We start from the raw sequence: 25,574 nt of genomic DNA, 5'->3' as shown, positions 1-25,574 counted from the left end.
CATCCGCTGATCGCACGTTGCTCGCGTGCGCGGCGGGTGGGCGTTCCTCTCGGGGTCTAGCGTCGAAGCATGGATCATGCTGCGGCCGTGAGCCTGGCCATCGGCGCATGCGTCCTGTTCTCGCTCTCCGCTGCGGTCCAGCAGCGCGCCAGCGCGCTCGCGCCCGGCCGCAGCGGCGGGATCGCCGGCGTCGAGCAGCTGATGCTGGCGCTGGTGCGCAACCCGCTGTGGGTCACCGGCGCGGTGATCAACGCGATCGGCTTCGGCGTGCAGGCGGTCGCACTCCACCTGGGGTCGGTATCGGTGGTGCAGTCGGTGATGCCCACGCAGCTGCTCTTCGCGCTCGTCTTCGCCTCGATCGCCGCGCGCCACTGGCCGACGGTCGCCGACTGGGTCAGCGGAGCCGCGATCTGCGGCGGCGTGATCCTGCTGGTCACCGACGACCATCGCGGCGGCACCTATGCCGACGTCGGACGCGTCGCGCTCTTCGCCGGGTGTGTGGCGGTCGTGATCTGCGTACTCCTGCTGGTGGCGCACCGGTTCCCGCCGCCGGTCGCGGCGGCGACCACGGCGGTCGCGGCCGGCTGCTCGTTCGCGACCACGTCGGTGCTGCTGAAGATCACCGCCGACCGTGCCGCAGCCGACGGCTTCCTCGGGCTGTTCACGCTGCCGGCGTTCTACGGCCTGCTGTGCACCTGCGGCCTCGGGATCGTGCTCACCCAGGCCGCCCTGGCCGCCGGCCCGCTGCCCTGGGCGATGGCGGCGATGACGATCACCAACCCCACCGTCTCGTACGTCGCCGCGGTGGTCGCCTTCGGCGCCTCCGCCCCCACGCTGTGGGTCGCGGTGAGCGCCGGGGCGTTGCTGGTCACCGGGATCGTCGGGCTCGCCCGGTCACGGTCGGCGGGGAAGTGGACGCCGGCGCAGCACGACCGAACCGCGGTCCGGGTGTCCTAGCGGTCCTGCATCGATCGCGGCCACGAACGCCGCCTGGTCGACCTGGGCTTGAGGTGTTCGGGCAGCGCGCTGATGTAGGGCGCAGCATGCCGGCATTCACCACAGGTGACGTCTCGATAGTCGTAGGAGGTCAGCGGATCTTCTCCGTACGCGCGACAAACCGGACCGAAGGAGTCGGCGAAGTGTGTCTGCTGCGGCGTCACCGGCTTCACCGCAGCCTGGGTCGTCAACTCGCTCATATGCCCCTCTTATGGTCATTGGCATGGAATACCAGGATGGCGACGAGACCTCTACGTCTTCGTGTTCTGAACGTGGCCAGAGAAGCGGCCCCTGTCGAATAACGACCACGGCAGAGTAACGTTATCCCCACAGAGAAACGCGGCCTCGACACTCTGGCGACCTCGCTCAGCGAGGGTTACGCGTAGCGCCGAGCCCGACGAGCCGCCTGCCGCTGCCGTGATCGCGCGAGGAGGTAGGTCGGCGCGGTCTCCTGCGCGAGGCTCTCGTGAAGCTCCAGCATGTCCTCGATCGTGCGCGACCAGGGGAACTGCTCGGCCCGCTCGCGGGCCGCGTGGCGGGTTGCTACCACCGGTCGCTCGGCGACGTCGATGACCGCGTCGGCCAGCGCGGCCGGATGGGCGGGTGCCCAGGCTCCGCACCGGGGGTCGATGAGCTCACGGGCGCCGCCGCGGTCGGCGGTCACCACCGGCGTACCGCTGGCGAGAGCCTCCAGGACCGCTAGCCCGAAGGTCTCGCGGGGGCAGACGGAGAGGGCCACGTCGGCCTCGGCCAGTGCCCGGGCGATCCGGTGGCGGTCGGAGACGTGCCCGTGGAAGACGACCGGCGCGCCGGCGGCGAGGGCCTCGATCTCGGCCCGGTGCGGCCCGTCGCCGTAGACGTCCATGCGTACGTCGAACCCGCGGCGATGGAGCTCGACGGCGGTGGCGACGGCGAGGTCGGGAGACTTCTCGCGGGAGAGGCGGCCGACGTGGATGAGCCTCAGGGTGTCGTCGCGGTGACCGAGCGAGGGCTGGAAGAAGTCGAGGTCGACGCCCAGCGGAACCTGCGCGATCGGGCAGCCGACGGTCGCGGCCAGCGGCTCGAACTCGTGCCGGGCGTAGTCGGAGGTCACCAGCACCTGGTCGAAGGAGCGCACCAGCATCCGGTTGAGCAGGGCGGTGGAGACCTTCGACGTGGTGTCCATGCCGGTGTAGGTGGGCATGTACTCGTCGAGCCGCTCGTGGGAGAAGAGCACCGTCCCGATGCCCTGGCGTCGGGCCCAGCGCGAGACCGGCAGCATCGTGAACTTGTCGCTGACCTCGAGGCTCGTCGGGTTGAAGCGGGTCAGGACGTCGGTTACCCGCCATGGCTCGATGATCAGCCGGTAGCCGCCACCCACGCGCGGCGCTCTCAGCTGCACCACCTCGCCGAGGTCGGTCGAGGTGACCGAGTCGTACGGGCCGGGGACGACGAGAAGCCGGTCGTGGCCCGCCTCGAGATAGCCACGGGCGAGGGCCTCCAGAGCCGTCTTCATCCCGCCGGAGGTGGGGCCGACGAAGTTCGCGAGCTGAGCGATGAGCACGGCCACATCGTGTGGCATCGAGGTAGCCCTTCGGCGACCTCGATGTGACGTCGGCATGGCGAGGCAACGTACGAGATATCGTTGAAGATATGACCAACCTGGACGCGCACCCCACCCCCGTCGAGTGCGTCGGTGGAAACGGGGACGAAGGCGTCGAGATCCAGATCATCACTCCGCGAGACGTCCCGCTGGGCGGTCCGCGAGCGATGAACGTACGCCGCACCCTGCCGGCTCGCGCCCGCTCGCTGATCGGCGCGTGGTGCTTCCTGGACCACTACGGTCCCGACGACGTCGTCGTCTCCGGCGGGATGGAGGTGCCGCCCCATCCGCACACCGGGCTGGCGACGGTCTCCTGGCTGTTCACCGGGGAGATCGAGCACCGCGACTCGGTCGGCACGGTGGCGATGGTGCGCCCGGGCGAGGTCAACCTGATGACCGCGGGGCGCGGGATCTCCCACTCGGAGAACTCCACCGCCGAGACCACCGTCCTGCACGGAGCGCAGCTGTGGGTCGCGCTGCCGGACGAGTTCCGCGACGTCGAGCCGGCCTTCCAGAACCACGCGCCCACGCCGATCGAGCGCGACGGGGCGACCGTGCGGGTCTTCATGGGGTCGCTCCTCGGTGTCACCTCGCCGGTGCGGACCCACTCCGAGATCCTCGGTGCCGAGATCCTGCTCGAGCCCGGCACCCGGCTCGAGATCCCGGTCGACGAGCGGTTCGAGCACGGCGTACTCGTGGACACCGGCGAGGTGTCGATGACCGGCCTGGGCGCGTCCGGCCCGGCCTCGGCCGAGGTGGAGAAGGACTCCCTCGCCTACGCCCCTCCGGGCGCCACCACGCTGATCCTGCAGGCCGGCGAGGCCTGGACCCGGCTGCTCCTCCTCGGCGGCACACCGTTCGGCGAGTCGATCATCATGTGGTGGAACTTCGTCGGTCGCACCCATGAGGAGGTCGTCGGCTACCGCGAGGAGTGGCAGGGCCAGATCACCCGCGGTGGCGGCGAGCTGGTCGAGGACTCCCAAGACCTGGCCGAGGGCCGTTTCGGCGTGGTCGAGGGCAACCACCAGCGGCCGATCCCAGCACCGCCGCTTCCCAACGCCCGGCTCCGCTCGCGGTCTTAGGTCGCGTCAGTGCTCGTGCTTAGACTGCAGTCGTGAGTGACGAATCCTCAGACCCAGGGGTCGTGCTGGCCGTGGCGGTGGGCCGCAGCCGCAGCCAGGCGGCGGTCTTCGACCTCGCCGGGCGCGAGCTGGCCGGCGACACCCGTGACCACGAGGTCGGCATCTCCGCCGAGGTGCTGATGCCCGAGGTCGTCGAGCGGATGACCAAGATGGTGACCTCGATCGACCTACCGGTGCTGGCGATAGGGATGAGCCTGCCCGGGGTGGTCAACCCCGATCTCGGGATGAGCATCGACACCCCGGCGATGGGCGGCTGGGACGGCGTCCAGCTGGCCCCCTACTTCACCGGGCTGACCGACGCGCCACTGATCCTCGCCCACGACGCTCACGCGCTGGCGCGCTCGGAGCTCTTCAACTCCGATCATCCCGTACGCAACGCCCTGGTCGTCAAGGCCTCGACCGGTCTCGGCATGGGCATCATCGTCGACGGCAAGCTGGTCACCGGCGCCCTCGGGGCGGCCGGCGAGATCGGCCACACCCGTATCGACGCGGCCGGAGACCGACCCTGCCGCTGTGGCTCCACCGGCTGCCTGGAGACGGTCGCGTCCGGCTGGGCGCTCGCCCAGAGGCTGACCGACTCCGGCGTCCCCGCCGGCCACGTACGCGATCTGGTGGCCGCCGCGCTCGCCGGCGACGCCGTCGCGCGCGGGCTGCTGCGCGAGGGCGGACGGCAGCTCGGCGAGGTCGTGGCCACGGCCGTCAACCTGCTCAACCCGGAGGTCGTCGTCATCGGCGGCGACATGGCCGGCGCCTTCGATCTCTACACCGCCGGGGTGCGCGAGAGCGTCTACGCCCGCTCCAACCCGATCGCCACCCGCGAGCTCACCTTCATGGCTCAGCTCCACGGTGACTCCTCGGGCCTGGTGGGCTGCGCCGCCATGGCTATCGAGTCCCTCTCCGACCCGCAGTGATCGTCGGCCTGCTCTGGCTGCTCGGATGCCAGCTGGCCGGAACCGCGATCGTCGAGCTGACCGGGATACCGCTGCCCGGACCCGTCGTGGGGATGCTGCTGCTCTTCGTCGTCCTGGTCCTGCGGCGCCGTGACGGCGAGGACGACCCGGTCATCCAGGTCGGCGACTACTTCCTGTCCCACCTGCAGCTCTTCTTCATCCCGGCAGGTGTCGGCGTGATCGCCTACCTCGCGATCATCCGCGACGCGGCGGTGCCGATCGTCGTCGCGCTGCTCGGTTCCTGGTTCCTCGGGCTGGCCACCGTCGGCTGGGTGCTCAGCCTGTTCCTCCGCCGCGTGCCCGAGGTGGCCGGCACCGAAGGTGCGCCGGGGGAGGAGATCGAGTGAGCGTCATCCTGTGGCTGTTCGTGACGGTGGCGGCGTACGAGTTCGGGCGGTGGCTGCGGGCGCGGACCCACTCGCCGCTCGCTCAGCCGGTGGCGGTGGCGATCGTGATCGTCGGCACCCTGCTGGCGGTCAGCGGCACGACCTACGACGACTACGCCGACGCCACCACGCTGATCAGCTTTCTGCTCGGCCCGGCGACGGTCGCGCTGGCGATCCCGCTCTACCACCAGGTCGCGCGGCTCAAGGGGATGGTGGTGCCCGTCCTGGTCGCCCTGACCGCCGGCGCGGTCGTGTCGATGGTCAGCGGCATCCTGCTGGTCCGCTGGCTCGGTGGCGGCGACCTGCTGGAGCGGACGATGGCCACGAAGGCCGTCACCGCCCCGGTGACGATCGCGCTGGCCGAGCGGCTGGGCGGCTACCCGGAGCTGTCGGCGTGCTTCGCGATCGTGATCGGCACCTTCGCCGCGATGGTCGCACCGCGCGTCCTGACCCTGCTTCGCATCCGCGACCCGCGGGCCCGCGGGATCGCCGTCGGCGCGGTCTCCCACGGCATCGGCACCGCCCGGATGCTGGAGGAGAGCCGGGTCGAGGGCGCCTTCTCCGGACTGGCGATGGGGCTCACCGCGGTTGTGACATGTCTCCTGGTTCCGCTGGTGGCGTACTTCCTCCTTTAGGCCTGCCACCGGCCTAACGTTGGTCTCATGGCCCGTGTGCACGCCTTCACCGACGACGTACTCGGCACTCTCGACGCGGTCGGGGTCGCCGAGGCCCTGCGGCGCGGTGACTTCAGCACTCTCGAGGCGGTCGAGGCGTCCATCGCCCGGATCGAGGCGGTCGACGCCACGCTCGGAGCGATGGCCTACCGCACCTTCGACCGGGCCCGGATCCAGGCGCGTGCTCCCCGGGCCGGCTTCTTCGCCGGTGTCCCCACCCTGATCAAGGACAACACCGACGTCGCCGGCGTGCCCACGAGGAACGGCACGGATTCGTACGTCATGCCGCCGGCCTCACGCAACGGCGAGATGACCAAGCTGCTCTTCAAGCTCGGCCTGCTGTCGCTGGGGAAGACCCAGCTCTCGGAGTTCGGATTCTCGGGCACCGCCGAGCACGCGCGGCTCGGCGCGGTGCGCAACCCTTGGGACACCGGCCGGGTGGCCGGCGCTTCCTCGGCGGGTTCGGGCGCGCTGGTGGCCGCCGGGGCCGTGCCGATCGCCCATGGCAACGACGGCGGTGGATCGATCCGCATCCCGGCCGGCGCCTGTGGGCTGGTCGGGCTCAAGCCGACCCGTGACCGCCTGCCCCAGGACCCGCTCTACGGCCTGCTGCCGCTCAAGATCGTCACCGACGGTGTGCTGACCCGCTCGGTGCGCGACACCGCCGCGTTCTTCCGGGAGGCCGAGAAGGCGCACCACACGTCGCTGCCGCCGATCGGGGACGTCACCGGGCCCGGGTCGAAGCGGCTGCGCTGCGCCGTCTTCACCGGCGCGCTCGGGCGCGACGCCAGCCCCGAGGTCGCCGAGCTGACGCTGAAGACGGCGGCGGTGCTGGAGGAGCTCGGGCACACCGTGGAGGCAGTGCCGCCGCCGGTGCCCGAGACCTTCGCCGACGACTTCGTTCTCTACTGGGGGACGTTGGCGGTCGCCCTGGTCAACGCCGGCCCGCTCCGCGGCAAGACCTGGGACCGCAGCCGGCTCGACAACCTCACGGTCGGTCTCGCTCAGCACACGATCAAGAACGCCAAGTACGTCCCGGCCGCCATCGTCCGGCTACGCAAGGCGCAGGCGATCGCGGAAGGGTTCCATGCGGCGTACGACGTCGTCCTGACGCCCACGGTTGCGCACGAGACCCCGGAGATCGGCCGGTTGGCACCGAGCCAGATCTACGAGCTGGTCATGAAGGGGCTGATGGACTGGGTCGCGTTCACGCCGTGGCAGAACGTCACCGGTGGGCCGGCAGTGTCGCTGCCGGTTCAGCAGACCCTCGCCGGGCTTCCCCAGGGGATGATGTTCGGGGCGGCGCCGGGGCGTGAGCGAATGCTGCTCGAGCTGTCATATGAGCTCGAGGAGGCGATGGGTTTCGCGCGCATCTGGGAGCCCGATCGAGGTGCAGAGGACCCCGCTGACCTGCGATGATGCAGTCGGCGGACGGGAGGGCCGTGTCGATTTGTTGAGCATGGCGCCCCTACCGTAATGTTCTCTCACGCAACGCCCCTTTAGCTCAGTCGGCAGAGCGTCTCCATGGTAAGGAGAAGGTCTACGGTTCGATTCCGTAAAGGGGCTCTGAGTCCATTAGGATTCTTGGGTTGAAGGTCCCGCAGTGGGAATACTGCGGGCCTGATTCCTGTTGAGGCGGGGTAGCTCAGGCGGTTAGAGCGCACGACTCATAATCGTGAGGTCGCGGGTTCGATCCCCGCCCCCGCTACCGCCAAAGACCGCATCACCTCGATCAGCACCGTAAGGAAACTCCTGTGGCCAGCAAGAGCAGCGACGTTCGCCCGAAGATCACCCTCGCTTGCACCGAGTGCAAGGAGCGGAACTACATCTCCAAGAAGAACCGTCGGAACGACCCCGACCGTATCGAGCTCAACAAGTACTGCCCGCGTTGCCGCAAGCACACCGCGCACCGCGAGACCCGCTGAATCCTCTCAGTAGAGCGCCACGCTGATCGGCGCTCCGAACGCCCCGCCCCCGCCACTGAATTCCAGATGGCCGGGAGGCGGGGCGTTCGTCATTTGCCGAGAAGTCACCCCGGTCGGCCGAGTTGGCACTGGCCTGCCAACTCGGCCAGCGTGGGCGACGCCTCGGCCGAAGCGGGCGCCCTCTCGGCTGGCCACTACAGTTGCCCGCATGGCAGTTGATGGGTCGCTCGTAGGGCGCGCGTTTCCTCCGACCAGGCCCTATCGGGTCACCGACGAGAAGGTGCGGGAGTTCGCTGCCGCCGCCGGCGTGAGCTGGGAGAGCGGGGACCCGGTTCCGGCGACGTTCCCGATCGTGCTCGCCTTCGACGCGATGAACGCTTTCCTGGACGACGTCCAGGTCGAGCTGTCGCGGATCGTGCACGGTGAGCAGAAGTTCTCGTACGCCCGGCCGATCGCGCCGGGGGACGTGCTGGTCGCGACCCTGAGCGTCGCCTCGCTGCGACAGATCGGCGGAAACGACATCATCGGTACGGTCTCGGAGATCACCGACGACTCCGGGGTGGTCGTGTGCACCACCTCGGCCACCCTGGTCCACCGAGCGGCGGAGGTCGCGTGATGGCACTCGAAGCAGGCGCCGAGCTGGCCGCGAAGACCTACCCCGTCACCCGGGCGTCCCTGGTGCGCTACGCCGGCGCGAGCGGCGACTTCAACCCGATCCACTGGTCCGACCGGATCGCCACCGCCGTCGGCCTCCCCGGCGTGATCGCCCACGGCATGTTCACCATGGCGCTGGTCGCCCGAGCGGTCTCGGAGTGGACCGACGGGGCCGAGGTCGTCGACTTCGGCTCCAAGTTCACCAACCCGGTCGTCGTGCCCGATGACGACGAGGGCACCTCGGTGACGATCAGCGGCACCGTGAAGTCGGTCGAGGACGGGCTGGCGACGATCGCCCTGACCGTCCTCTCCGGCGACCAGAAGGTCCTCGGCATGCCGAAGGTCTCCGTACGTGTCTGAGTCACTGTCTCGCCACACCACCTTCCATCTCGGCGGCCCAGCGGCGGAGTTCGTCAACGCGACCACCGAGGCGGAGATCATCGAGGCCGTGACCGCGGCCGACGCGGCCGGGAAGGACGTGCTCGTCCTCGGCGGCGGCAGCAACCTGGTCGTCGCCGACGCCGGCTTCCCAGGCACCGTCATCAAGCTGGCGACGACAGGTGTCGCGGCGGAGCCGGTCGAGGGTGGCGTACGAGTCACGGTGGCTGCCGGCGAGACCTGGGACGACTTCGTGACGACCGCCGTCGACAAGGGCTGGAGCGGCGTCGAGGCGCTCTCCGGCATCCCCGGCAGCGTCGGCGCGACTCCCATCCAGAACGTCGGGGCGTACGGCCAGGACGTCTCCCAGACGATCACCTCGGTCAAGGTGTTCGACCGCGAGCTTCGCGAGGTGCGGAGCTTCACCGCCGGGGAGTGCGCGTTCGGCTATCGGTGGTCGCGGTTCAAGGCGCGACCTGGCCGATACGTGGTCCTCGAGGTCACCTTCCGGCTCGGCATCGATGGCGAGACCGGCTCCCCGATCGCGTACGCCCAGCTCGCCGGCGCCCTCGGCGTCGAGCAGGGCACTCGGGTGCCGTCCAAGCAGATCCGCGAGGCCGTCCTGTCCCTGCGCCGCAGCAAGGGCATGGTCATCGACGAGGCCGACCACGACACCTGGTCGGCGGGCTCGTTCTTCACCAACCCCGTGGTCGCTCCCGAGGACGTGCCCGAGGGCGCTCCGGCCTACCCGCAGCCCGACGGCACGGTGAAGACCTCCGCCGCCTGGCTCATCGACCACGCCGGCTTCAAGAAGGGCCACGGCAACCGATGCGTGTCCCTCTCCACGAAGCACACCCTCGCCCTCACCAACCGCGGCGAGGGCACGACCGAGGACCTGCTCGCCCTGGCGAGAGAGGTACGCGACGGGGTCGAGGCGGCGTACGGGATCGTGCTCGTCAACGAGCCCGTCATGCTCGGCGTGGAGCTCTAGGAGCGACCAGCCCGGACTCGTAGGCGAACACGACGAGCTGAGCGCGGTCGCGCGCGTGCAGCTTGGTCATCGCCCGGTTGATATGGGTCTTGGCGGTCAGCACGCTGATCACCATGGCCTCGGCGACCTGGTCGTTGGTCATGCCCCGAGCGACCAGAGCGACCGCCTCGCGCTCCCGGTTGGTGAGCTCGGCGAGGCCGAGGGGAGCGTCGGCCGGGGAGGGCTGGCTGACGTAGTGGTCGATCAGCGCGCGGGTGACCGACGGCGCCAGCAGCGCGTCGCCTCGCGCCGCAACCCGCACCGCGTGCACGAAGTCCTCCGGCTGGACGTCCTTGACGAGGAACCCGGCAGCGCCGGCGCGCAGGGCTTCGAGGACGTACTCGTCCATGCCGTAGTTGGTCAGGATCACGACGTGCACGTCAGCCAGCGCCGGGTCGGCGGCGATCCGCCGGGTCGCCTCGAGACCGTCGGCCACGGGCATCTGGATGTCGACCATCGCCACGTCGGGCAGATGCTCGCGGGCGAGCGCGACCGCCTCGACGCCGTTGGCGGCCTCGGCGACCACCTCGATGTCGTCTTCGATGTCGAGAAGGGCGCGGAAACCGCTGCGGATGAGCGGCTGGTCGTCGACCAGGAGCACCCGGATCACGACGTACGCTCCACCGGCAGCCGCGCCTCGACCATGAAACCGCCCTCCTCGCGGGGCTGTGCCCGCAGCTGACCTCCGAGGGCGGAGACCCGCTCCCGCATCCCGAGCAACCCGATGCCGGGCACCGTCGTCGCCGGTGCACCGGTGCCGTTGTCCTCGACCCGGATCCCGAGGGAGTCGGGCCGGTGGTCGATGTGGACCGACGCGGTGGTAGCCGCGGCGTGGCGGGTCACGTTGGTCAATGCCTCCTGGACGATCCGGTAGGCCGTCCGACCCACCGCGACCGGCACCGCGCCGGGCTGCCCGTCGACGGTCAGGGTGACGTCCAGGCCGGTGGATCCGGCGGATCCCACCAGGTCGCGTACGTCCTCGAGCCCTCGCGGCGGGTTCGGATCGTCGTCACGCAGCGCAGTCAGTGTCGCCCGCAGCTCCCGGGCGGCCTCGCGCCCGGCCTCCCGGATCGCCAGCAGCGACTCGGGGACCTCCTCACCACGCCGCTGGGCCACGTGGACCGCGGCCTCGGACTGGATCTTGATGACCGAGATCTGGTGGGTGAGGGAGTCGTGCAGCTCGCGGGCGATGTGGAGGCGCTCGTCGTCGGCTCGGCGCTGGGCGGCGGCCTCGCGGGTGCGCTCGGCCTCGTCGGCACGCCGCTCGGCCTGCCGGAGCGCCTCGCCGGCGGCGCCCGCCGCGATCAGCCAGGCGATCTCCAGGGCCCCGCGCGCCTGCTCGGACGCGGCGCCGAAGTCACCCACGGAGGCGTACGCCACCAGGAACAGCCCGCTCTGCATCACCACCGCGGCCAGCACGGTGACCAGCCGGTGCCCCTCCCGCACGGCTGCGTAGACCGCGACCAGGAACGCGATCACCGCGACGTCGAACCCGAGCGCCTGGAACGCCAGCCCGCACGCACCGCAGGCGACCAGCACGGCCACCGGCGCCCGGCGCCGGAGGACCAGGACCAGGCCGCTCGCGACCAGCGCGGCGTAGCCGAGAAGCTCGTAGCCGGAGCCGGGTCGATCGCCGCTCAGCGCAGCAGCCAGCTGGGCCACGGCCACACCAGCGGCGATGACCCAGTCCCCGACCGTGATCCGCTGCCTGGCCATGCGAGCAGGATATGCCCGCTGCGGCGCCCGCGAGTCCCTCTGGCGTAGGACTTCCGGCTACCACGTACACAGTAGCGACGGCGCCGAAGAGTCCACGCAGGCAGGACGACTCCGGCGTGCGCCGACGGGAGGATCGAGTCATCAGATCGAACTCGAACGAAGGAGTCCTCAATGTCCCTCAATGACTTGCTCATCAGCGCTGCCGACCCTGAAGTCGGCGCCTACACACTCACCACCGGCCGGCTGTGGGCGACGCTCGCGGCGTTCGTCGGCCTGGCCGGAGCGGTGGCCGGCGCAGCGGCGCTGAGCCGTGCCGTACGCGGCATCGGCAACCATGGCCGCAACGGTGCCGTCGTGGCGCTCGGGTGCGGCACGATCTCCGTGGTCGTCGGCGTCGTCAACCTGCTCGTCGCCGACGGCGGACCTGGCACCGGCAACGGCGTGGTCGGCGGCGGGATGGCGGTCGTCCTCGGCCTCGCCGGCCTCGTCCTCGGTGCTCTAACCCTGACGAGATCACGCCGAGTCGGCGCGAAATGACGAGATTCAAGGTCGAGTCGGCGCGTTAGAACGAGCCGACTCGGCATCAGGTCCGCTGCAGGAGCAGGAGAACCTCGTGGTGATCGGTGTTCGGGAACATGTCGAGCAGTCGCGCCGACACCGGTCGCAACGAGGGCATCTCGCGCAGGTCGCGGGCGAGGGTGTCGACGTTGCACGAGGAGTAGACGACGTGCTCGACCCCCGACTGCTCCAACCACCCGGCGAGCGCGGAGCCGATCCCGCGCCGCGGCGGGTTGACGATGACCAGGTCGGGCGCGGAGCCGGCCGAGATGGCGTACACCGCCGCATCTCCGGCCACCCAGCTGGTGCCCGGCAGCCCCAGCTCCGCGGCGGTCGAGGCCGCGGCTTCGATGGCCTGCTCGCTGGACTCGACACCGAGCACCTCCCGCCCGGGTGCGGCGACGTGCAGCCCGAAGCCGCCGACGCCGCAGTAGAGGTCCCACACCGACCTCGGCGACGCCGCGGAGACCAGGTCGCGGGCATGGCGGTAGAGCGCCGCCGCGACATCGGTGTTGGTCTGGAAGAACGAGTGCGGGCGCAGCCGAAGGCCGATCCCGTTGACCTCCATCGTGAGCGCCTCGCGGGCGGTCAGGAAGATCTCCTCGGGGCCCTCGATGACGGCCTTGTGCTCCGGTTGGATGTTCACCGAGGCGACGCCGATCGGGAGCTCGTCCAGCAGCGCCGGAAGGTGCTTGCGCAGCCGGGCCAGCGCCTCGGTGGACCGCAGCACCCAGCGCACCATCAGCTCCCCGCCGGGCGCCTCGGTGACGATCACGTGCTTGAGCTCGCCGCGCCGCTCGGGCACCGAGTAGGGCGTCAGCTGCGCGGTCGTGACGAACCGGGACAGGACCGGCAGCGCGGCCTGCAGCCCCGGGGTGTGCAGCCCGCAGGCGAGCAGGTCCACTCCGAGACCGTCGTGCGACAGGATCCCCAGCATCGGTGCCTCCACCGAGCCGGCGACGACCATCTTCGCCTTGTTGCGGAAACCGGCCTCCGGGCTGGAGACCGGTTCCTCCCAACGTACGTCACCGAGAGCCGCCGCGACCCGCTGCTGCTTCTGCGCGAGCTGGTCGGCGTACGCCATCTCCAGCCAGCGGCAGGAGCGGCAGGCGCCGGAGGTGAAGTAGCCGCAGTCCATCCGTCAGATTCGGCTGATCAGCATCGCGTTGATGCTGTCGAACGTCGTGCTGTCGGTCTCGTTGGAGGCGACGACGATCATCACGATGATGAAGATGATGTAGGCGATCCAGAAGAGCATGTAGAGCGCCCCGAAGATCGTCCCGATGAGGCCGGTGATGAACCCGGCCTGAGCGTTGCCGCGCCCGCCGTAGGCAGCCGGGTTGGCGTCGATCTCGGCCATCACCCGCTTGCCCTTGACCCATCCGAACGGTGCGACGAAGACGCCGATCCCGCCGCACATGACCGACAGGCACAGCCCGACGATCCCGAGGACCATCGCCGAGTTGGCCTCGGGATGCGGAGGGGGCTGCGGGAAGCCGTAAGGCGCCGGTGCGGGCTGGTAGGGCGGGGGCGTGTCCGTCATCTCTCAGAACTCGCTGTCGTAGGTCTCGTAGCCGCTGTCGTAGCCCGGGTCGTCGAATCCGCCGCTGACTCCGATGATGATGACGACGACGATCAGAAGGATGCTCAGGGCCAGCAGGACGGTGCCGATGATGCCGAGGATGAAGCCCGCCTGCGCGTTGCCTCGGCCGGTCAGGGCGCCGGCCGACGCGTCGATCCGCTTCTTGGCGGAGAGACCCATGAACAGCGCGAACGGCGAGAGGACGATGGGGAGACCACAGAGGAAAGACCCCACCAGCCCGACGATGCCCAGGACCATCGCCGTGGTCGCGCCCGAGTCCGGGGTGCCGACCGGACCGGCGTACGCAGCAGGAGCACCGTAGGGCGCCTGGCCGTAGCCCGGCTGACCACCGTAGTTCGGCTGACCGCCGTAGGCCGGCGGCGGAGGCGTCTGCCCGTAGCCAGCCGTCGGCGGGGCCGGCGGCTTCTGGTCGAACGTCGCCCCGCCGTAGGGGTTCGACGGCTGCTCACCGTAGGTCTGGCCGTACATCGGCTGGGTCGGCGCAGGCGGCGTCGACGCAGGCGGAGTCGCCACCTGGGTCGCGTCGGAGTCGGCCGGCTCGGACGGGGTCGGCGGAGGCGGGGTGGAGGCGTCGGCCGGCTTGTTGGGGTCGGACTGATCGTCGGACGGGTTCGTCATGGCCGACATTCTGTCTTAACTTGCCGGATCCGTGGGTTGCGAGGGCGTGTTGATCCAGTCGTCGATCTCGGCGAGCAGACCCTTCTTGGTCGACTCGGGTGCGGTCGAGGCGGTGATCGACATCCGCGCCAGGTCGGCGAGGGTCTCGTCGGACAGCTCGTGAGCGGCCCGCATGGTGGCGTACTGCGCCGCCAGCCGGGACCCGAACAGCAGCGGGTCGTCGGCGCCCAGAGCCACGGTCGCACCCGCGTCGAGCAGCTGCGGCAGCGGCACCGAGGTCAGGTCGGAGTAGACGCCGAGCGACACGTTGGAGGTCGGGCAGACCTCCAACGCGACGCCCGCACGCACGATCTCCTCGAGCAGCGCCGGATCCTCGGCAGCGCGTACGCCGTGACCCAGCCGGGTCGCGTGCAGCGACCTCAGCACGGTGCGGATGTGCTCGGGCCCGCGCAGCTCACCGCCGTGCGGCATCAGCCGCAGACCGGCTCGCTCGGCGATCTGGAAGGCGTGGTCGAACTCCTCAGTCCGTCCACGCCGCTCGTCGTTGGAGAGCCCGAAGCCGACCACCCCCTGGTCGACGTACTGCCCGGCCAGGCGCGCCAGCGTGCGCGCGTCCATCGGGTGCCGGGTGCGGTTGGAGGCGATGATCACCGCGATCCCGAGCCCGGTCGCCCGCTCCGCCTCGCCGACGGCCGAGAGCACCAGGTCGGTGAAGGCCGTGATCCCGCCGAACTTCGCCGCATAGCCCGACGGGTCGACCTGGATCTCGAGCCACCTGCCGCCGTCGCGTACGTCGTCCTCGGCGACCTCCATGACCAGCCGCCGGATGTCCGCCTCGGTGCGCAGCACCGAGCGCGCCACGTCATAGAGACGCTGGAACCTGAACCAGCCCTTCTCGTCGGCCGCGCTCAGCGCCGGCGGCCACTCCGAGACCAGCTGGTCGGGCAGCCGGATCCCGTCGCGGGTGGCCAGCTCGAGCAGGGTCTCGTGGCGCATCGCACCCGTGAAGTGCAGGTGCAGATGCGCCTTCGGCAGCGTACGCAGGTCGCGTCGGTCCTCGGTCACGCGAGCAGCTTCTCCGCAGCGGCGAGCTTCACGCACACCGTGACGACCTCCATGGCCCCGCTGACCTGCTCCAACGGCGGAAACGACGGCGCCAGCCGGATGTTGGTGTCCTCCGGGTCGACCTTGCCGGGGAACGCCGAACCGGCCGGGGTCAGCGCGACGCCGGCGCCCTTGGCCAGCTCGATCACCCGGGTCGCGGTGCCCGGGAGCACGTCGAGGCTGACGAAGTAGCCGCCGGCGGGCTTGGTCCAGGTCGCCACGCCGAGCGCACCGAGCTCGTCGGTGAGCGCGTCCTCGACGGCCGCGAACCGCGGCGCGAGCAGGTCGCGGTGCTTGGCCATGTGCTCGCGTACGCCGGCCGCCGAGCCGAAGAACTCCGCGTGCCGCAGGTGGTTGACCTTGTCGGGCCCGATCGCGCCGTGGCTGAGGTGGTCGAGCCACCAGGCGACGTTCTCCTTCGAACCGCCGAAGAAACCGACGCCCGCACCCGCGTAGGTGACCTTGGAGGTCGAGGCGAAGACCAGCGGACGGTGGGGGTTGCCGGCGGCGTTGGCCAGCGAGACGACATCGGCGGTCTTGGTCTCGGCCGGGGTCAGGTGGTGCAGCGCGTAGGCGTTGTCCCAGAAGATCTTGAAGTCGGGGGCCGCGGTCGGCATCGAGGTGAGCCGCTCGGCGATCTCCTGCGAGGTGGTGTCACCGGTCGGGTTGGCGTAGGTCGGGACCAGCCACATGCCCTTGATCGTCGGGTCGTCCTTGACCAGGGCGGCGATGGCGTCGGCGTCGGGACCGTCGGCGTGCATCGGCACGGTCACCATCTCGATCCCGAACCACTCCAGGAGCGTGAAGTGACGGTCGTAGCCCGGCACCGGGCAGACGAACTTGACCGTCTCCTCCTGCCCCCACGGGCGCTCGCTGTCGACGGCACCGTGAAGCCACAGGTACATCAGCGTGTCGCGCATCATCGTGAGGCTCGAGTTGCCGCCGGCGATGAGCTGATCGGTGTCCAGGCCGAGCAGCTCGGCGTAGATCTCGCGGATCTCGATGCCGCCCGCCAGGCCGCCGTAGTTGCGCGTGTCGGTGCCGTCCGGGGCGGTCGTCGTCTTGGGGAGATGGAGCAGGCCGTCGGAGAGGTTGAGCTGGTCCGCGGAGGGCTTCCCCCGGGTCAGGTCCAGCTTCAGGCCCTTGGCCACCAAGTTGTCGTACGCCGTGCGCTGCTCCGTTGCGAACGCTTCGAGTTCCTCGCGCGAGAGCTCGGCGAGGGGACGGGGATCTGAGGTCATGTCAGCAATCCTATGGGTCGAGGGGTCCCGGTTTGGAACGCGTTGAGCCGCGTGCGTAGACTCACCGTTGGTGGTCTTCCCACATGGTCAGTTGCGCCCTCAACCGCGCCTCTGATGCAGACCTCCGTAGGGCACTAGCTCAACTGGCAGAGCATCGGTCTCCAAAACCGAAGGTTGGGGGTTCAAGTCCCTCGTGCCCTGCAAAGCCGGACCAGCGATGGAAACGTTTTCGAGAGAAGGTGGCGGCGTGACGGACAGCAAGGCAGTCCCGACTCCGAACGACAAGAAGACGGAGAAGCGCACCAGTCTCCCGACGTTCTACCGCCAGGTCGTGGCCGAGCTCCGCAAGGTCGTCTGGCCGACGCAGCAGCAGCTCACGACGTACTTCATCGTGGTTCTGGTCTTCGTCCTGGTCATGATGGCGATCACCGCGGGCCTTGACCTCGGGTTCGGCAAGTTGATGTTCTGGGTGTTCGGCGGCCGCGACGCGTGATCGCGTGGGCCCCGGCCCGCGGAACAACCCGATACACACAATCAACGGTTTGGAGCAGGACGTGTCTGAGCAGGACTACACCGAGGAGACCGAGGTCCTCGAGACGGCCGAGGCCGCCTCCGACGTGCCTGCAGAGGCCGAGTTCGACGAGGCTGACGAGTCCGGCGACGCCGGCGAGGCCGAGTCGTCCTTCGACGAGATCGTCGAGGGCGAGGCCCCCGAGGCTGCTGACGACGACCCGCTCGAGGCGTTCCGCCGTGAGCTGTGGGCCAAGCCGGGCGACTGGTTCGTGATCCACACCTACTCCGGCATGGAGAACCGGGTGAAGTCCAACCTGGAGAACCGCATCGTCTCCCTCAACATGGAGGACTACATCCACGAGATCGTGGTCCCCACCGAAGAGGTCCCGGAGATCAAGAACGGCCAGCGCAAGATGGTCAAGCGCACCGTTCTCCCGGGTTACGTGCTGGTCCGGATGGACCTCACCGACGAGTCCTGGGCGGCCGTACGCCACACCCCGTCGGTCACCGGTTTCGTCGGCCACAGCCACCAGCCGGTGCCGCTGTCGATGACCGAGGTCGAGAACATGCTCGCCCCCGCGGTCGTCGCCCAGGCCGAGGCCGAGGCTGCCGCCGCCGGTGAGGCCGCGTCCGCCAGCTCCGGTGCCACCGGCACCGCCAAGAAGCCCGTCGAGGTCGTCGACTTCGCCGAGGGCGACTCGGTCACCGTCGTCGACGGCCCCTTCGCCACCCTCCACGCGACCATCACCGAGCTCAACGCCGAGTCGCAGCGCGTCAAGGCGCTCGTCGAGATCTTCGGCCGCGAGACCCCGGTCGAGCTCAGCTTCAACCAGATTGAAAAGGTCTGAGCGGGTCGAGACCCACTTTCCCGTAGCAATCAGGCCCCTTGCCCGCATCCGCGAGCAAGGGGCCTGATGCCGTTTCGTCACTGAGCGCAGGTCAGGCAGGCGTCTGCAAGGCCGAGAGCTCCTGCGGATCGTCGGCAGCCGGCATCAGGACGAGAGTCTCCAAGTCCCGTACGACGGCGGCAGGCGTGAGAGGTGACGGCATCAGCAGAACGTCGATGAGGCCGTCGACCGAGTTGTCGACGGTGAACCGGGCGGCAGCGTTGAACCTGACGAGCTCGTCGACCTCGCCTTGGGCGGCGGCGGCGCGGACGCCTCGCGCCAGCGCAGCGGGGTCGTCGGGGGCGACCAGGGTGATCGAGCCGCAGTCCGTCTCGGGGAGCCCTCCGTCGTCAGAGGCGACGACGCGACAGCCGGAGTGCTGGGCCTCGATCGAGACGATGCCGAAGGTCTCGTGCCAGTACTGGCTGTTGGAGGGCATGACGATGATGTCGTGCTGGGCCATCAACGTGGCCATCGCGCGCGAAGTGGTCCGCCGGGGCACGAGCCGAACGCTGGGATGCGCTTCGAGGACCCGCTCGATGTTGCGGCCCTGCGGCTTGTCGGAGCCGGCGGTCGTGGCCGTGCAGGTGAAGGCCCGCTCCTGGCCGACCGGGTCCAGATCGAGCATCGCCAGCAATGTGTAGATCCCCTTCTCCGGGCTCAGCCGGCCCGCGTAGAGGATGCGAATCCCGGCCTCGTCGGCGGGCGGGCGTACCTCGGTGCTGAAGCACGCCTCGGCGTAGGGGTAGACGATGCTGATGGTGTCGATGTCGACGTCGAGGAACTCGGCCCACAACTGCGCCGAGAACCGGCTGGTCGCGATCAGCGATCGGTCCTGCATGGTGGCCGCGATGCGGGTCCGGTCGACGGCGCCTCCCGGTGGTGGCACATGCAGCATCTGGTACGCGGGTTGCCTGGTCGCCACGACGGGGAACTCGGCGACGAAGATGACCACCCCGTTCAGCTCGCCGACGTCCGCGACGCTCGCGATCGAGAGGAAGGGGATGTCCGCGAACTCGTCGCGCCCGTCCGTCATTCCGACGCCGATGGTGACGACGTGGGCGTTGATGCCGCGGCGATTGAGCTCGCGGACGTGGCCGATCGTGTAGTTCTCGGTGCCCCCGGTGCCTGCCGGCAGCGGCTGGTGCGGGTTCCAGACGAAGTAGATGTTTCCGACTGTCTTCGGACGATTGTCGAGATACGAAGGCATCTGCCCACTGTCTGCGGGTTGCTGCCGACACCGCTGCCATGTGCCCTTGCGATGTCCGCGTCGAGCGGCAGGTGTCCTGCAGTCTTGGCCCCAGCCTAACCGCCGGGCCCTTACCTCACGTAGACGTGGACTTCCCAGGGCTCCAGCCGATCGGGATCGATCCTGCTCCTGGGGTAGTTGGCCAGCACCAGCTCACGAGCCACCCGGTCGTCGCGGTCGACGGAGACCGGCAGGTCGGACAGATTCGCATCGACGGTGAGGGTCACGTCACCCAGCTGGCGCCTGAAGGCGTAGATCTGGTCACGGCCCGTGTCGATGGCGGCGAAGTGCCCGTCCACCACGACCGGCAGGCGGTGCCGCAGCGCGATCAGGGCGCGGTAGTACTCGTAGACCGAGCCCGGCGCGCCGCGCTGTGCGGCGACGTTCAACCAGCTGTGGTTGGGATTGACGCCGATCCAGGGGCTCCCGGTCGTGAAGCCGGTGCCGGACGCGGCGCTCCACTGCATCGGCGTACGCGCGTTGTCCCGGCTCCGGCGTCGCAAGGTGTCCAGCGCGACGGCGGCGTTCACGCGGTGCGTACCGACCGCTCTCGCGTAGTAGTCGAGCGACTCGATGTCCCGGAAGTCGTCGATGCCGGCGAACCGGGTGTTGGTCATCCCGATCTCCTCGCCCTGGAAGACGTACGGCGTGCCCCGGTGCAGATGCAGCACCGTGGCCAGGGCGGTCGCCGACTCGCGCCAGTACGTCGTGTCGTTGCCGTAGCGGGAGACGACCCTGGGCTGGTCGTGGTTGTTCCAGTAGAGGCTGTTCCATCCGCTCTCGCCGAGGGCCGTCTGCCACTTCGCGAGCGTGTGCCGCAGGTCGTTCACACTCATCCGCCGCTGGGTCCACTTGTCGCCGTCCGCGTCGAGGGTGACGTGCTCGTACTGGAACACCATGGCCAGCTGGCCGTGCACCTGGTCGGTGAACTCCCGGGCCTGCTCGGGCGTGACCCCTGGCATCTCGCCCACAGTGAGGTAGCTGCCCGGCCGCGAGTCGAAGACCCGGCTCTTCATCTCGGCCAGATAGTCGCGGATCCGGGGGCCATGGCTGAAGTACGGCATCCCGTCGCCGTATCCGTCACGGTTGAGTGGCGCGTCGGGGAGCCGGGGGTCCTTGGAGATGAAGTTGATGACGTCCATCCGGAAGCCGTCGATCCCGCGGTCGAGCCACCAGTTCATCATGGTGAAGACCGCTTCGCGGGTGTCCGGGTTGTCCCAGTTCAGGTCCGGCTGGGACCGTGCGAACAGGTGCAGGTAGTACTGGCCTCGCTCCGGCACCCACTCCCATGCGGACCCGCCGAAGGACGCACCCCAGTTGTTCGGCTCCGACCCGGGCTCACCGGGCACCGTCCCCGGCCGGGCATCCCGCCAGAAGTACCACTCGGAGGTGGCTGCCTCACGAGAGCCGCGCGAGGCGAGGAACCAAGGGTGCTGGTCCGAGGTGTGGTTGACGACGAGGTCCATGATCAGCCTCATGCCCCGCAGGTGGACCTCCGCGAGCAGCCGGTCGAGGTCCTCCAGGGTGCCGAAGAGCGGATCGACGTCCTGGTAGTCGCTGACGTCGTAGCCGTTGTCCTCCTGCGGCGAGCGGTAGACCGGGGACAGCCAGATGACATCGATCCCCAGTTCCTGGAGGTAGTCCAGGTGCTCCACGATGCCGAGTAGGTCACCGATGCCGTCGTCGTCGGAGTCGGCGAAGCTGCGGACGTAGATCTGGTAGACCACCGCCGACTTCCACCACGCCTCGTGGGCCGAGGCCGACCGAGACGCGGCGGGTGTGGCCATGTGCCACCGCCTCGGGTTTGCCACCATGCCAGTGTCGAGAATGACCTGGACGACTGTGGCCCTGCTTCGAGCCTATCCGGAATGCCAAGTGGGCATTCGGGGGTCGGAAGGAAGCGTCACGGCAGCGTCTTGATCAGCCACTCGACGTACCCGGTGATGTCGGTGACGACTCCGGGGACGGCGGCGTTGGCCTGGGGGACGGTCTTGCCGAGCAGCCGGATGCTGCAGGAGTCGACGGCGCGGTTCGTGTCCCAGCCGTCGGCGAGGTCGGGGAAGCGGGAGGACAGCTCGGCGGCACAGATGCCGCGCCGCTCGGAGATCGAGGCCCAGCTGCCGTCGTCGGTGGGAGTGGGGCTGGGGCTGGGGGCCGTCGAGGGGGTCGGGCTCGGTTCGTTCGAGGGCCGGGTGCCGGCGCTCGGCTTCGGCGTGGTGGTGCCGGGCTTCTTCTTGGCAGGCTTCTTGTCGGCCCTCTTCGCCGCATTCTGCCCCGGGCGGCCGGGGTTCGGCTCGGCGTGCGCGGGCGCGGCGGCGAGCTCGATGTCGTCGCCGCCGTAGGGGCTGTCGGAGTAGCCCTTGGCGATCTTCAGGACGGTGGAGACGTACGCCTCGCTGCGGTTGTAGCGCGTGAGCGCGGCCTTCTTGCCGGCATCGGTGGAGACGTCCTCGTCGCCGGAACAGAGGTAGACGGCGGCGGCGAGGGCGGCGTCGTCGATGTCCTGCGGGTCGCGTACGCCGTCGCCGTCTCCGTCGACGGCGACCAACGGCCAGGTCGAGGGGATGAACTGCATCGGCCCGACGGCCCGGTCGCCGCTGGTGAGCTTGTCGACGGCACCGGCGTCGGTGTCGGGTGCGGGGTCGCCGGCGGGAGCGGTCAGTGCGGGACCGTAGATCGGAGGCGTGGCCTTGCCCGAGTCATCGAGCCGGCTGCTCTTCAGGCGTCCGTGGTCGGACTCGACCATCCCGACAGCGGCGAGCAGCGTCCAGTCGAGGGCACAGGCCCGGTCGGCGGTGGTGACGACGGCGGCCGCACGCTGGTAGGCGGCCAGCGCCGACATCGGGATGTCGCTTCCCTGCGCCATCGCGACGGCGATCGTGCCCGTACGCGCGCCCTTGCGAGCCCCTTGTGCCGGCGCGGGCTTGGTGACGCTCGCGGGCTGGTCGATCACCGACGTCACCAGGGTCTCGCCGCCGGGCAGCGTCACGGGTTCGACAGGATCGAACCCGGTGCCGGTGGCTGCGGCGGTCCACGCGGCCGAGAGCGCGGCCAGCGGCACGAGGGCGGCGAACATGGACAGACGTCGATTGAACAATTCAGCTCCCTTTGTAAATCCCCGGGGGAGTATGCCAAGGGCAGTGGTGGCCGTCACTCAGGGGGTCCCACTGAGTGGGCCGCCTCCGCTGATTTCGTGAACCCGGACGGATCACGGACAATTGACCAGTTGCGAGAGCAACACCGCAGGTGGCAGAGGCCGAAACGTACAAGCGGCTTCGTCATGACCACGAGAAGGAAGAGATCTCAAGAATGCCTCCGAAGAAGAAGATCGCAGCGCTCGTCAAGGTGCAGCTGCAGGCCGGCTCCGCGACCCCGGCCCCGCCGGTCGGTACCGCGCTCGGTCCGCACGGCGTCAACATCATGGAGTTCTGCAAGGCGTACAACGCCCAGACCGAGTCCATGCGCGGCAACGTCGTCCCCGTCGAGATCACCATCTACGAGGACCGCTCGTTCACCTTCATCACGAAGACCCCGCCGGCCGCTGAGCTGATCAAGAAGGCCGCCGGCCTCAAGAAGGGCTCGTCCGTCCCGCACAAGGACAAGGTCGGCAAGCTGACCAAGGACCAGGTGCGCGAGATCGCGACCACCAAGCTGCCCGACCTCAACGCGGAGGACATCGACGCCGCGATGAAGATCGTCGAGGGCACCGCCCGCTCCATGGGCGTCACCACCGACTGACCGTGGGAGAGCCGCGCTGGCTCGCTAACCACATCTCCTCTTAACCCTTAAGGAATTCACCATGCAGCGCAGCAAGACCTACCGCGCGGCGGAAGAGACGTTCGACAAGAACGAGCTCTACGCCCCGCTGGCCGCGATCAAGATCGCCAAGTCCTCCAGCAAGAAGAAGTTCGACGAGACCGTTGACGTCGTCATGCGTCTCGGCGTCGACCCCCGCAAGGCCGACCAGATGGTGCGCGGCACCGTCAGCCTGCCCCACGGCACCGGTAAGACGATGCGCGTCATCGTCTTCGCCGCTGCTCCGGACAAGGCCGAGGCCGCTCGCGAGGCCGGCGCGGACGTCGTCGGTGGCGACGACCTCATCGAGAAGGTCTCCGGTGGCTGGCTCGACTTCGACGCCGTCGTCGCGACCCCCGACATGATGGGCAAGGTCGGCCGCCTCGGCCGCGTGCTCGGCCCCCGTGGCCTCATGCCGAACCCGAAGACCGGCACCGTCACCCCGGACCCCGGCAAGGCCGTGTCCGACATCAAGGGCGGCAAGATCGACTTCCGGGTCGACCGTCACGCCAACCTTCACTTCATCATCGGCAAGGCCTCCTTCTCCGAGGCCCAACTCGCTGAGAACTACGCCGCTGCTCTCGAGGAGGTGCTTCGTCTGAAGCCGTCCTCCTCCAAGGGCCGCTACCTGAAGAAGGTCACCCTCTCGACCACCATGGGCCCCGGTGTCCAGGTCGACCCCAACCGCGTCAAGAACGTGGCGGGTGAGGACGAGGCCTGAGCCTGTGACCCTGCGAGGAACGAGCAGGGTCACAACGCGAAGGGATCGAGCGAGCGCGCGGCTGAGCTTGCGACGCCGCGACTGCGGGTCGAGATCCACCCTTCACGTGTGACCTAAGCACCGAGCGCTGTCGCCCAGACCGGGCGGCGGCGCTCGATGCATTTGTGCGCTGCGTACGTCTTCTTTCTGTTCCTCTGTCACTGCCGGGCGAGGGTGCCAACCCCCTAGGTTCGGACGGTCGACGAAAGGAACATCGGTGCTCAGACTTCGTGCTCTCGTCCCGGTCCTTGCCGTAGCCCTGGTCGCGACGGCGGGCGTCACCGCCGCCGCGGCAGACCCGCCCGAACCGCCCGAACCAGTGGCCCGGACCGACAACGGAGCGGTCCGCGGCGTTGCCCACGACGGCTTCCGAACCTTCCAGGGAATCCCGTACGCCGCCCCGCCGGTCGGCCGGCTCCGCTGGCGCGCCCCGGCGCCGGCCGATTCGTGGACGGGGGTGCGGGACGCCACCGAACCGGGCGGCCAGTGTGCACAGCAGGCCCCGGCGTACGGAGGTGCGACGACCTACGACGAGGACTGTCTGTTCCTCAACGTGTTCGCCCCGGACCGGCCGGCGAAGCGGAAGCTGCCGGTGATGGTGTGGTTCCACGGCGGCGGTAACACCACCGGCTCCAGCTCCGGCTACGACGGAAGCAAGCTCGCCGTCGAGGGTGACGTGGTGGTCGTGACGGTCAACTATCGCCTCGGCGCGATCGGCTGGTTGGCGCATCCCGGGTTGGACGGGGCGTACGAGTCCGGCAACTACGGGTTGCTCGACCAGCAGGCCGCGCTGCGCTGGGTGCAGCGCAACATCGCTGCCTTCGGCGGCAATCGGGGCAACGTGACGATCTTCGGTGAGTCGGCCGGGTCGATCGACACCTGCGCCCAGATCGCCTCGCCTGCCGCCGCCGGACTTTTCCACAAGGCGATCCCGCAGAGCGGGAGCTGTGCGGCCGGCGCGCGCAGCGACGCGGGCTCCGAGGCCGAGGGCCAGCGGCTCGCCGCCGCGGTGGGCTGCGGCGAGGCGGCTGATGTGGCCGCCTGCCTGCGGGCCACCCCCGTCAAGGAACTGATCGAGGCCTTCGCAGCGGCCGGGCTCAACGCGGGACCGGTCGTCGGCGACCCGCGGGCGCTCCCGCGGACCTACCCCGATGCCATCGACTCCGGAAGGTTCAACCGAGTGCCGGTGATGCACGGCTCGACCCTGGACGAGATGCGGCTCTACGTCGGGCTCGAGTATCCGCAGCCGATCACGGTGGAGAACTACGAGCAGATCGTACGCAGCACCTACGGCCCCGCTGCCGAGGCCGTTCTCGGGCTCTACCCGGCGAGCGCCTACGACGAGCCGCGGCACGCCCTGGCCGCGATCCGTACCGACTCGGCCGGTGCACTGTCCACCTGCGCCCATCAGAAGGCGTTCGCGAAGCTCGAGGCCGCCGGGGTGCCCGTCTTCGCCTACCAGTTCGCCGACCGGGGCGCACCGCCGCTGATCGACCTGCCCGGCTACGAGGAGGGCGCGGAGCACACCACCGAGCTGACGTTCCTGTTCCCGGGGCTCCTCGGTGAGCTCGACAACGGACAACAGAAGCTGTCGGACACGATGGTCGCCTACTGGACCTCGTTCGCCCATCACGGTCGCCCGGTCGCACCCGGTTCGCCTCGTTGGCCGGCCTTCCGGGACTCCGGCGACGTACTTCAGCTGGCTCCTGGCCAGGCTGGGGTTCGCCCGGTGGACACGGCTGCGACGAGCCACTGTGAGTTCTGGGCCGCCGTTCTCGGTTGAGGCACGATCACACTACGATGGCCCGCCACC

At 69.5% G+C, this 25,574-nt stretch carries 28 protein-coding genes and 3 tRNA genes; 19 read left to right on the top strand and 12 right to left on the bottom strand.

Annotated features, from left to right (window positions below):
• Positions 1–69: 69 nt before the first annotated feature.
• Positions 70–957, top strand: a complete 888-nt coding sequence (locus AB0F44_RS10630) for a DMT family transporter (RefSeq protein WP_357355158.1) — start codon at positions 70–72, stop codon at positions 955–957.
• Here AB0F44_RS10630 and AB0F44_RS10625 read toward each other — a convergent pair.
• Together AB0F44_RS10625 and AB0F44_RS10620 are read right to left on the bottom strand one after the other, a co-directional pair.
• Entirely contained in the window at positions 954–1,196 is a 243-nt protein-coding gene (locus AB0F44_RS10625; protein WP_357355156.1) for a hypothetical protein, read from the bottom strand. The genes AB0F44_RS10630 and AB0F44_RS10625 overlap by 4 nt on opposite strands.
• 176 nt (positions 1,197–1,372) lie before the next feature.
• Positions 1,373–2,557, bottom strand: a complete 1,185-nt coding sequence (locus AB0F44_RS10620) for a glycosyltransferase (protein WP_357355154.1) — start codon at positions 2,555–2,557, stop codon at positions 1,373–1,375.
• A gap of 71 nt (positions 2,558–2,628) precedes the next feature.
• Here AB0F44_RS10620 and AB0F44_RS10615 point away from each other — a divergent pair, with 71 nt between their 5' ends.
• From AB0F44_RS10615 to AB0F44_RS10565, 11 genes are all read left to right on the top strand, one after another.
• Positions 2,629–3,660 (top strand): pirin family protein, encoded by a 1,032-nt coding sequence (locus AB0F44_RS10615; protein WP_357355152.1) that lies wholly within the window; start codon positions 2,629–2,631, stop codon positions 3,658–3,660.
• A gap of 32 nt (positions 3,661–3,692) precedes the next feature.
• A complete protein-coding gene (locus AB0F44_RS10610) occupies positions 3,693–4,631 on the top strand; it encodes an ROK family protein (RefSeq protein WP_357355150.1) in 939 nt (312 codons plus the stop codon).
• A complete protein-coding gene (locus AB0F44_RS10605) occupies positions 4,628–5,017 on the top strand; it encodes a CidA/LrgA family protein (protein WP_357355148.1) in 390 nt (129 codons plus the stop codon). The genes AB0F44_RS10610 and AB0F44_RS10605 overlap by 4 nt, the downstream gene beginning before the upstream one ends.
• On the top strand, positions 5,014–5,691 hold the full coding sequence (locus AB0F44_RS10600) for an LrgB family protein (protein WP_357355146.1): 678 nt from the start codon (positions 5,014–5,016) through the stop codon (positions 5,689–5,691). Before AB0F44_RS10605 ends, AB0F44_RS10600 begins: the two co-directional genes overlap by 4 nt.
• Positions 5,692–5,718: 27 nt before the next feature.
• On the top strand, positions 5,719–7,149 hold the full coding sequence (locus tag AB0F44_RS10595) for an amidase (protein ID WP_357355144.1): 1,431 nt from the start codon (positions 5,719–5,721) through the stop codon (positions 7,147–7,149).
• Between the two features lie 74 nt (positions 7,150–7,223).
• Positions 7,224–7,296: transfer RNA gene (locus tag AB0F44_RS10590), tRNA-Thr, on the top strand.
• A 68-nt stretch (positions 7,297–7,364) separates the two neighbouring features.
• A tRNA-Met gene (locus AB0F44_RS10585) sits at positions 7,365–7,438 on the top strand.
• A 46-nt stretch (positions 7,439–7,484) separates the two neighbouring features.
• Complete coding sequence (rpmG, locus tag AB0F44_RS10580) at positions 7,485–7,655, top strand: 50S ribosomal protein L33 (protein WP_091042824.1); 171 nt, start codon at positions 7,485–7,487, stop codon at positions 7,653–7,655.
• 208 nt (positions 7,656–7,863) lie between these two features.
• A complete protein-coding gene (locus AB0F44_RS10575; protein ID WP_357355143.1) occupies positions 7,864–8,271 on the top strand; it encodes a MaoC family dehydratase N-terminal domain-containing protein in 408 nt (135 codons plus the stop codon).
• Positions 8,271–8,669 (top strand): MaoC/PaaZ C-terminal domain-containing protein, encoded by a 399-nt coding sequence (locus tag AB0F44_RS10570; RefSeq protein ID WP_357355141.1) that lies wholly within the window; start codon positions 8,271–8,273, stop codon positions 8,667–8,669. Before AB0F44_RS10575 ends, AB0F44_RS10570 begins: the two co-directional genes overlap by 1 nt.
• Entirely contained in the window at positions 8,662–9,678 is a 1,017-nt protein-coding gene (locus tag AB0F44_RS10565; RefSeq protein ID WP_357355139.1) for a UDP-N-acetylmuramate dehydrogenase, read from the top strand. Before AB0F44_RS10570 ends, AB0F44_RS10565 begins: the two co-directional genes overlap by 8 nt.
• Here AB0F44_RS10565 and AB0F44_RS10560 read toward each other — a convergent pair.
• Together AB0F44_RS10560 and AB0F44_RS10555 are read right to left on the bottom strand one after the other, a co-directional pair.
• Positions 9,656–10,327, bottom strand: coding sequence for a response regulator transcription factor (locus tag AB0F44_RS10560; RefSeq protein WP_357355137.1), 672 nt, complete (start codon positions 10,325–10,327; stop codon positions 9,656–9,658). The two genes, AB0F44_RS10565 and AB0F44_RS10560, sit on opposite strands and share 23 nt — an antisense overlap.
• Positions 10,324–11,433, bottom strand: coding sequence for a sensor histidine kinase (locus AB0F44_RS10555; protein WP_357355135.1), 1,110 nt, complete (start codon positions 11,431–11,433; stop codon positions 10,324–10,326). The genes AB0F44_RS10560 and AB0F44_RS10555 overlap by 4 nt, the downstream gene beginning before the upstream one ends.
• Before the next feature lie 171 nt (positions 11,434–11,604).
• Here AB0F44_RS10555 and AB0F44_RS10550 point away from each other — a divergent pair, with 171 nt between their 5' ends.
• Entirely contained in the window at positions 11,605–11,970 is a 366-nt protein-coding gene (locus AB0F44_RS10550; RefSeq protein ID WP_357355133.1) for a DUF6223 family protein, read from the top strand.
• Positions 11,971–12,016: 46 nt separating this feature from the next.
• Here AB0F44_RS10550 and rlmC read toward each other — a convergent pair whose 3' ends face one another.
• Genes rlmC through AB0F44_RS10525 form a run of 5 tightly spaced genes read right to left on the bottom strand, consistent with a single transcriptional unit; the run spans position 12,017 to position 16,557 of the window.
• Positions 12,017–13,129, bottom strand: a complete 1,113-nt coding sequence (gene rlmC / locus AB0F44_RS10545; RefSeq protein WP_357355131.1) for a 23S rRNA (uracil(747)-C(5))-methyltransferase RlmC — start codon at positions 13,127–13,129, stop codon at positions 12,017–12,019.
• Positions 13,130–13,132: 3 nt separating this feature from the next.
• Positions 13,133–13,534, bottom strand: coding sequence for a DUF4190 domain-containing protein (locus AB0F44_RS10540; RefSeq protein ID WP_357355129.1), 402 nt, complete (start codon positions 13,532–13,534; stop codon positions 13,133–13,135).
• Positions 13,535–13,537: 3 nt separating this feature from the next.
• On the bottom strand, positions 13,538–14,212 hold the full coding sequence (locus AB0F44_RS10535) for a DUF4190 domain-containing protein (RefSeq protein ID WP_357355127.1): 675 nt from the start codon (positions 14,210–14,212) through the stop codon (positions 13,538–13,540).
• A gap of 15 nt (positions 14,213–14,227) precedes the next feature.
• A complete protein-coding gene (locus AB0F44_RS10530; protein ID WP_357355125.1) occupies positions 14,228–15,277 on the bottom strand; it encodes an adenosine deaminase in 1,050 nt (349 codons plus the stop codon).
• Positions 15,274–16,557, bottom strand: coding sequence for an aminotransferase class I/II-fold pyridoxal phosphate-dependent enzyme (locus tag AB0F44_RS10525; RefSeq protein WP_357355124.1), 1,284 nt, complete (start codon positions 16,555–16,557; stop codon positions 15,274–15,276). The genes AB0F44_RS10530 and AB0F44_RS10525 overlap by 4 nt, the downstream gene beginning before the upstream one ends.
• A gap of 128 nt (positions 16,558–16,685) precedes the next feature.
• On the opposite strand from AB0F44_RS10525, the gene AB0F44_RS10520 reads away from it, so the two are divergent.
• The 3 genes from AB0F44_RS10520 to nusG all read left to right on the top strand — a co-directional run bounded on the left by AB0F44_RS10520 (position 16,686) and on the right by nusG (position 17,918).
• Positions 16,686–16,758, top strand: a tRNA-Trp gene (locus AB0F44_RS10520).
• Between the two features lie 16 nt (positions 16,759–16,774).
• Complete coding sequence (gene secE / locus AB0F44_RS10515) at positions 16,775–17,050, top strand: preprotein translocase subunit SecE (RefSeq protein ID WP_350663303.1); 276 nt, start codon at positions 16,775–16,777, stop codon at positions 17,048–17,050.
• 61 nt (positions 17,051–17,111) lie between these two features.
• On the top strand, positions 17,112–17,918 hold the full coding sequence (gene nusG / locus AB0F44_RS10510; protein WP_357355122.1) for a transcription termination/antitermination protein NusG: 807 nt from the start codon (positions 17,112–17,114) through the stop codon (positions 17,916–17,918).
• 91 nt (positions 17,919–18,009) lie between these two features.
• Here the strand turns inward: nusG and AB0F44_RS10505 are convergent, their stop codons facing one another.
• The 3 genes from AB0F44_RS10505 to AB0F44_RS10495 all read right to left on the bottom strand — a co-directional run bounded on the left by AB0F44_RS10505 (position 18,010) and on the right by AB0F44_RS10495 (position 22,282).
• Positions 18,010–19,167: a glycosyltransferase family 4 protein gene (locus AB0F44_RS10505; RefSeq protein ID WP_357355120.1), complete on the bottom strand. Its 1,158-nt coding sequence runs from the start codon at positions 19,165–19,167 to the stop codon at positions 18,010–18,012.
• A gap of 110 nt (positions 19,168–19,277) precedes the next feature.
• Positions 19,278–20,993 (bottom strand): alpha-glucosidase, encoded by a 1,716-nt coding sequence (locus AB0F44_RS10500; RefSeq protein ID WP_357355118.1) that lies wholly within the window; start codon positions 20,991–20,993, stop codon positions 19,278–19,280.
• Positions 20,994–21,109: 116 nt separating this feature from the next.
• Positions 21,110–22,282, bottom strand: a complete 1,173-nt coding sequence (locus AB0F44_RS10495) for a lytic transglycosylase domain-containing protein (RefSeq protein WP_357355116.1) — start codon at positions 22,280–22,282, stop codon at positions 21,110–21,112.
• Positions 22,283–22,515: 233 nt separating this feature from the next.
• Here AB0F44_RS10495 and rplK point away from each other — a divergent pair, with 233 nt between their 5' ends.
• The 3 genes from rplK (at position 22,516) to AB0F44_RS10480 (ending at position 25,544) form a co-directional block, all read left to right on the top strand.
• Positions 22,516–22,944 (top strand): 50S ribosomal protein L11, encoded by a 429-nt coding sequence (rplK, locus tag AB0F44_RS10490; protein WP_160025595.1) that lies wholly within the window; start codon positions 22,516–22,518, stop codon positions 22,942–22,944.
• Between the two features lie 61 nt (positions 22,945–23,005).
• Positions 23,006–23,722: a 50S ribosomal protein L1 gene (gene rplA / locus AB0F44_RS10485; protein ID WP_357355114.1), complete on the top strand. Its 717-nt coding sequence runs from the start codon at positions 23,006–23,008 to the stop codon at positions 23,720–23,722.
• A 256-nt stretch (positions 23,723–23,978) separates the two neighbouring features.
• Entirely contained in the window at positions 23,979–25,544 is a 1,566-nt protein-coding gene (locus AB0F44_RS10480; RefSeq protein WP_357355112.1) for a carboxylesterase family protein, read from the top strand.
• Positions 25,545–25,574: the final 30 nt, after the last annotated feature.

It is taken from the genome of Nocardioides sp. NPDC023903, from assembly GCF_040639295.1.
Taxonomy (GTDB): Bacteria; Actinomycetota; Actinomycetes; order Propionibacteriales; family Nocardioidaceae; genus Nocardioides.
This window is presented reverse-complemented; position numbering and strand designations above follow the sequence as displayed.

Excerpts from the sequence above, each read along its gene's own strand:
- AB0F44_RS10630 (WP_357355158.1), top strand. The coding sequence starts at position 70 with ATGGATCATGCTGCGGCCGTGAGCCTGGCCATCGGCGCATGCGTCCTG.
- AB0F44_RS10625 (WP_357355156.1), bottom strand. The coding sequence starts at position 1,196 with ATGAGCGAGTTGACGACCCAGGCTGCGGTGAAGCCGGTGACGCCGCAG.
- AB0F44_RS10620 (WP_357355154.1), bottom strand. The coding sequence starts at position 2,557 with ATGCCACACGATGTGGCCGTGCTCATCGCTCAGCTCGCGAACTTCGTC.
- AB0F44_RS10615 (WP_357355152.1), top strand. The coding sequence starts at position 2,629 with ATGACCAACCTGGACGCGCACCCCACCCCCGTCGAGTGCGTCGGTGGA.
- AB0F44_RS10595 (WP_357355144.1), top strand. The coding sequence starts at position 5,719 with ATGGCCCGTGTGCACGCCTTCACCGACGACGTACTCGGCACTCTCGAC.
- AB0F44_RS10575 (WP_357355143.1), top strand. The coding sequence starts at position 7,864 with ATGGCAGTTGATGGGTCGCTCGTAGGGCGCGCGTTTCCTCCGACCAGG.
- AB0F44_RS10570 (WP_357355141.1), top strand. The coding sequence starts at position 8,271 with ATGGCACTCGAAGCAGGCGCCGAGCTGGCCGCGAAGACCTACCCCGTC.
- AB0F44_RS10555 (WP_357355135.1), bottom strand. The coding sequence starts at position 11,433 with ATGGCCAGGCAGCGGATCACGGTCGGGGACTGGGTCATCGCCGCTGGT.
- AB0F44_RS10550 (WP_357355133.1), top strand. The coding sequence starts at position 11,605 with ATGTCCCTCAATGACTTGCTCATCAGCGCTGCCGACCCTGAAGTCGGC.
- rlmC (WP_357355131.1), bottom strand. The coding sequence starts at position 13,129 with ATGGACTGCGGCTACTTCACCTCCGGCGCCTGCCGCTCCTGCCGCTGG.
- AB0F44_RS10540 (WP_357355129.1), bottom strand. The coding sequence starts at position 13,534 with ATGACGGACACGCCCCCGCCCTACCAGCCCGCACCGGCGCCTTACGGC.
- AB0F44_RS10535 (WP_357355127.1), bottom strand. The coding sequence starts at position 14,212 with ATGACGAACCCGTCCGACGATCAGTCCGACCCCAACAAGCCGGCCGAC.
- AB0F44_RS10525 (WP_357355124.1), bottom strand. The coding sequence starts at position 16,557 with ATGACCTCAGATCCCCGTCCCCTCGCCGAGCTCTCGCGCGAGGAACTC.
- secE (WP_350663303.1), top strand. The coding sequence starts at position 16,775 with ATGGAAACGTTTTCGAGAGAAGGTGGCGGCGTGACGGACAGCAAGGCA.
- AB0F44_RS10505 (WP_357355120.1), bottom strand. The coding sequence starts at position 19,167 with ATGCCTTCGTATCTCGACAATCGTCCGAAGACAGTCGGAAACATCTAC.
- AB0F44_RS10500 (WP_357355118.1), bottom strand. The coding sequence starts at position 20,993 with ATGGCCACACCCGCCGCGTCTCGGTCGGCCTCGGCCCACGAGGCGTGG.
- AB0F44_RS10495 (WP_357355116.1), bottom strand. The coding sequence starts at position 22,282 with ATGTTCGCCGCCCTCGTGCCGCTGGCCGCGCTCTCGGCCGCGTGGACC.
- rplK (WP_160025595.1), top strand. The coding sequence starts at position 22,516 with ATGCCTCCGAAGAAGAAGATCGCAGCGCTCGTCAAGGTGCAGCTGCAG.
- rplA (WP_357355114.1), top strand. The coding sequence starts at position 23,006 with ATGCAGCGCAGCAAGACCTACCGCGCGGCGGAAGAGACGTTCGACAAG.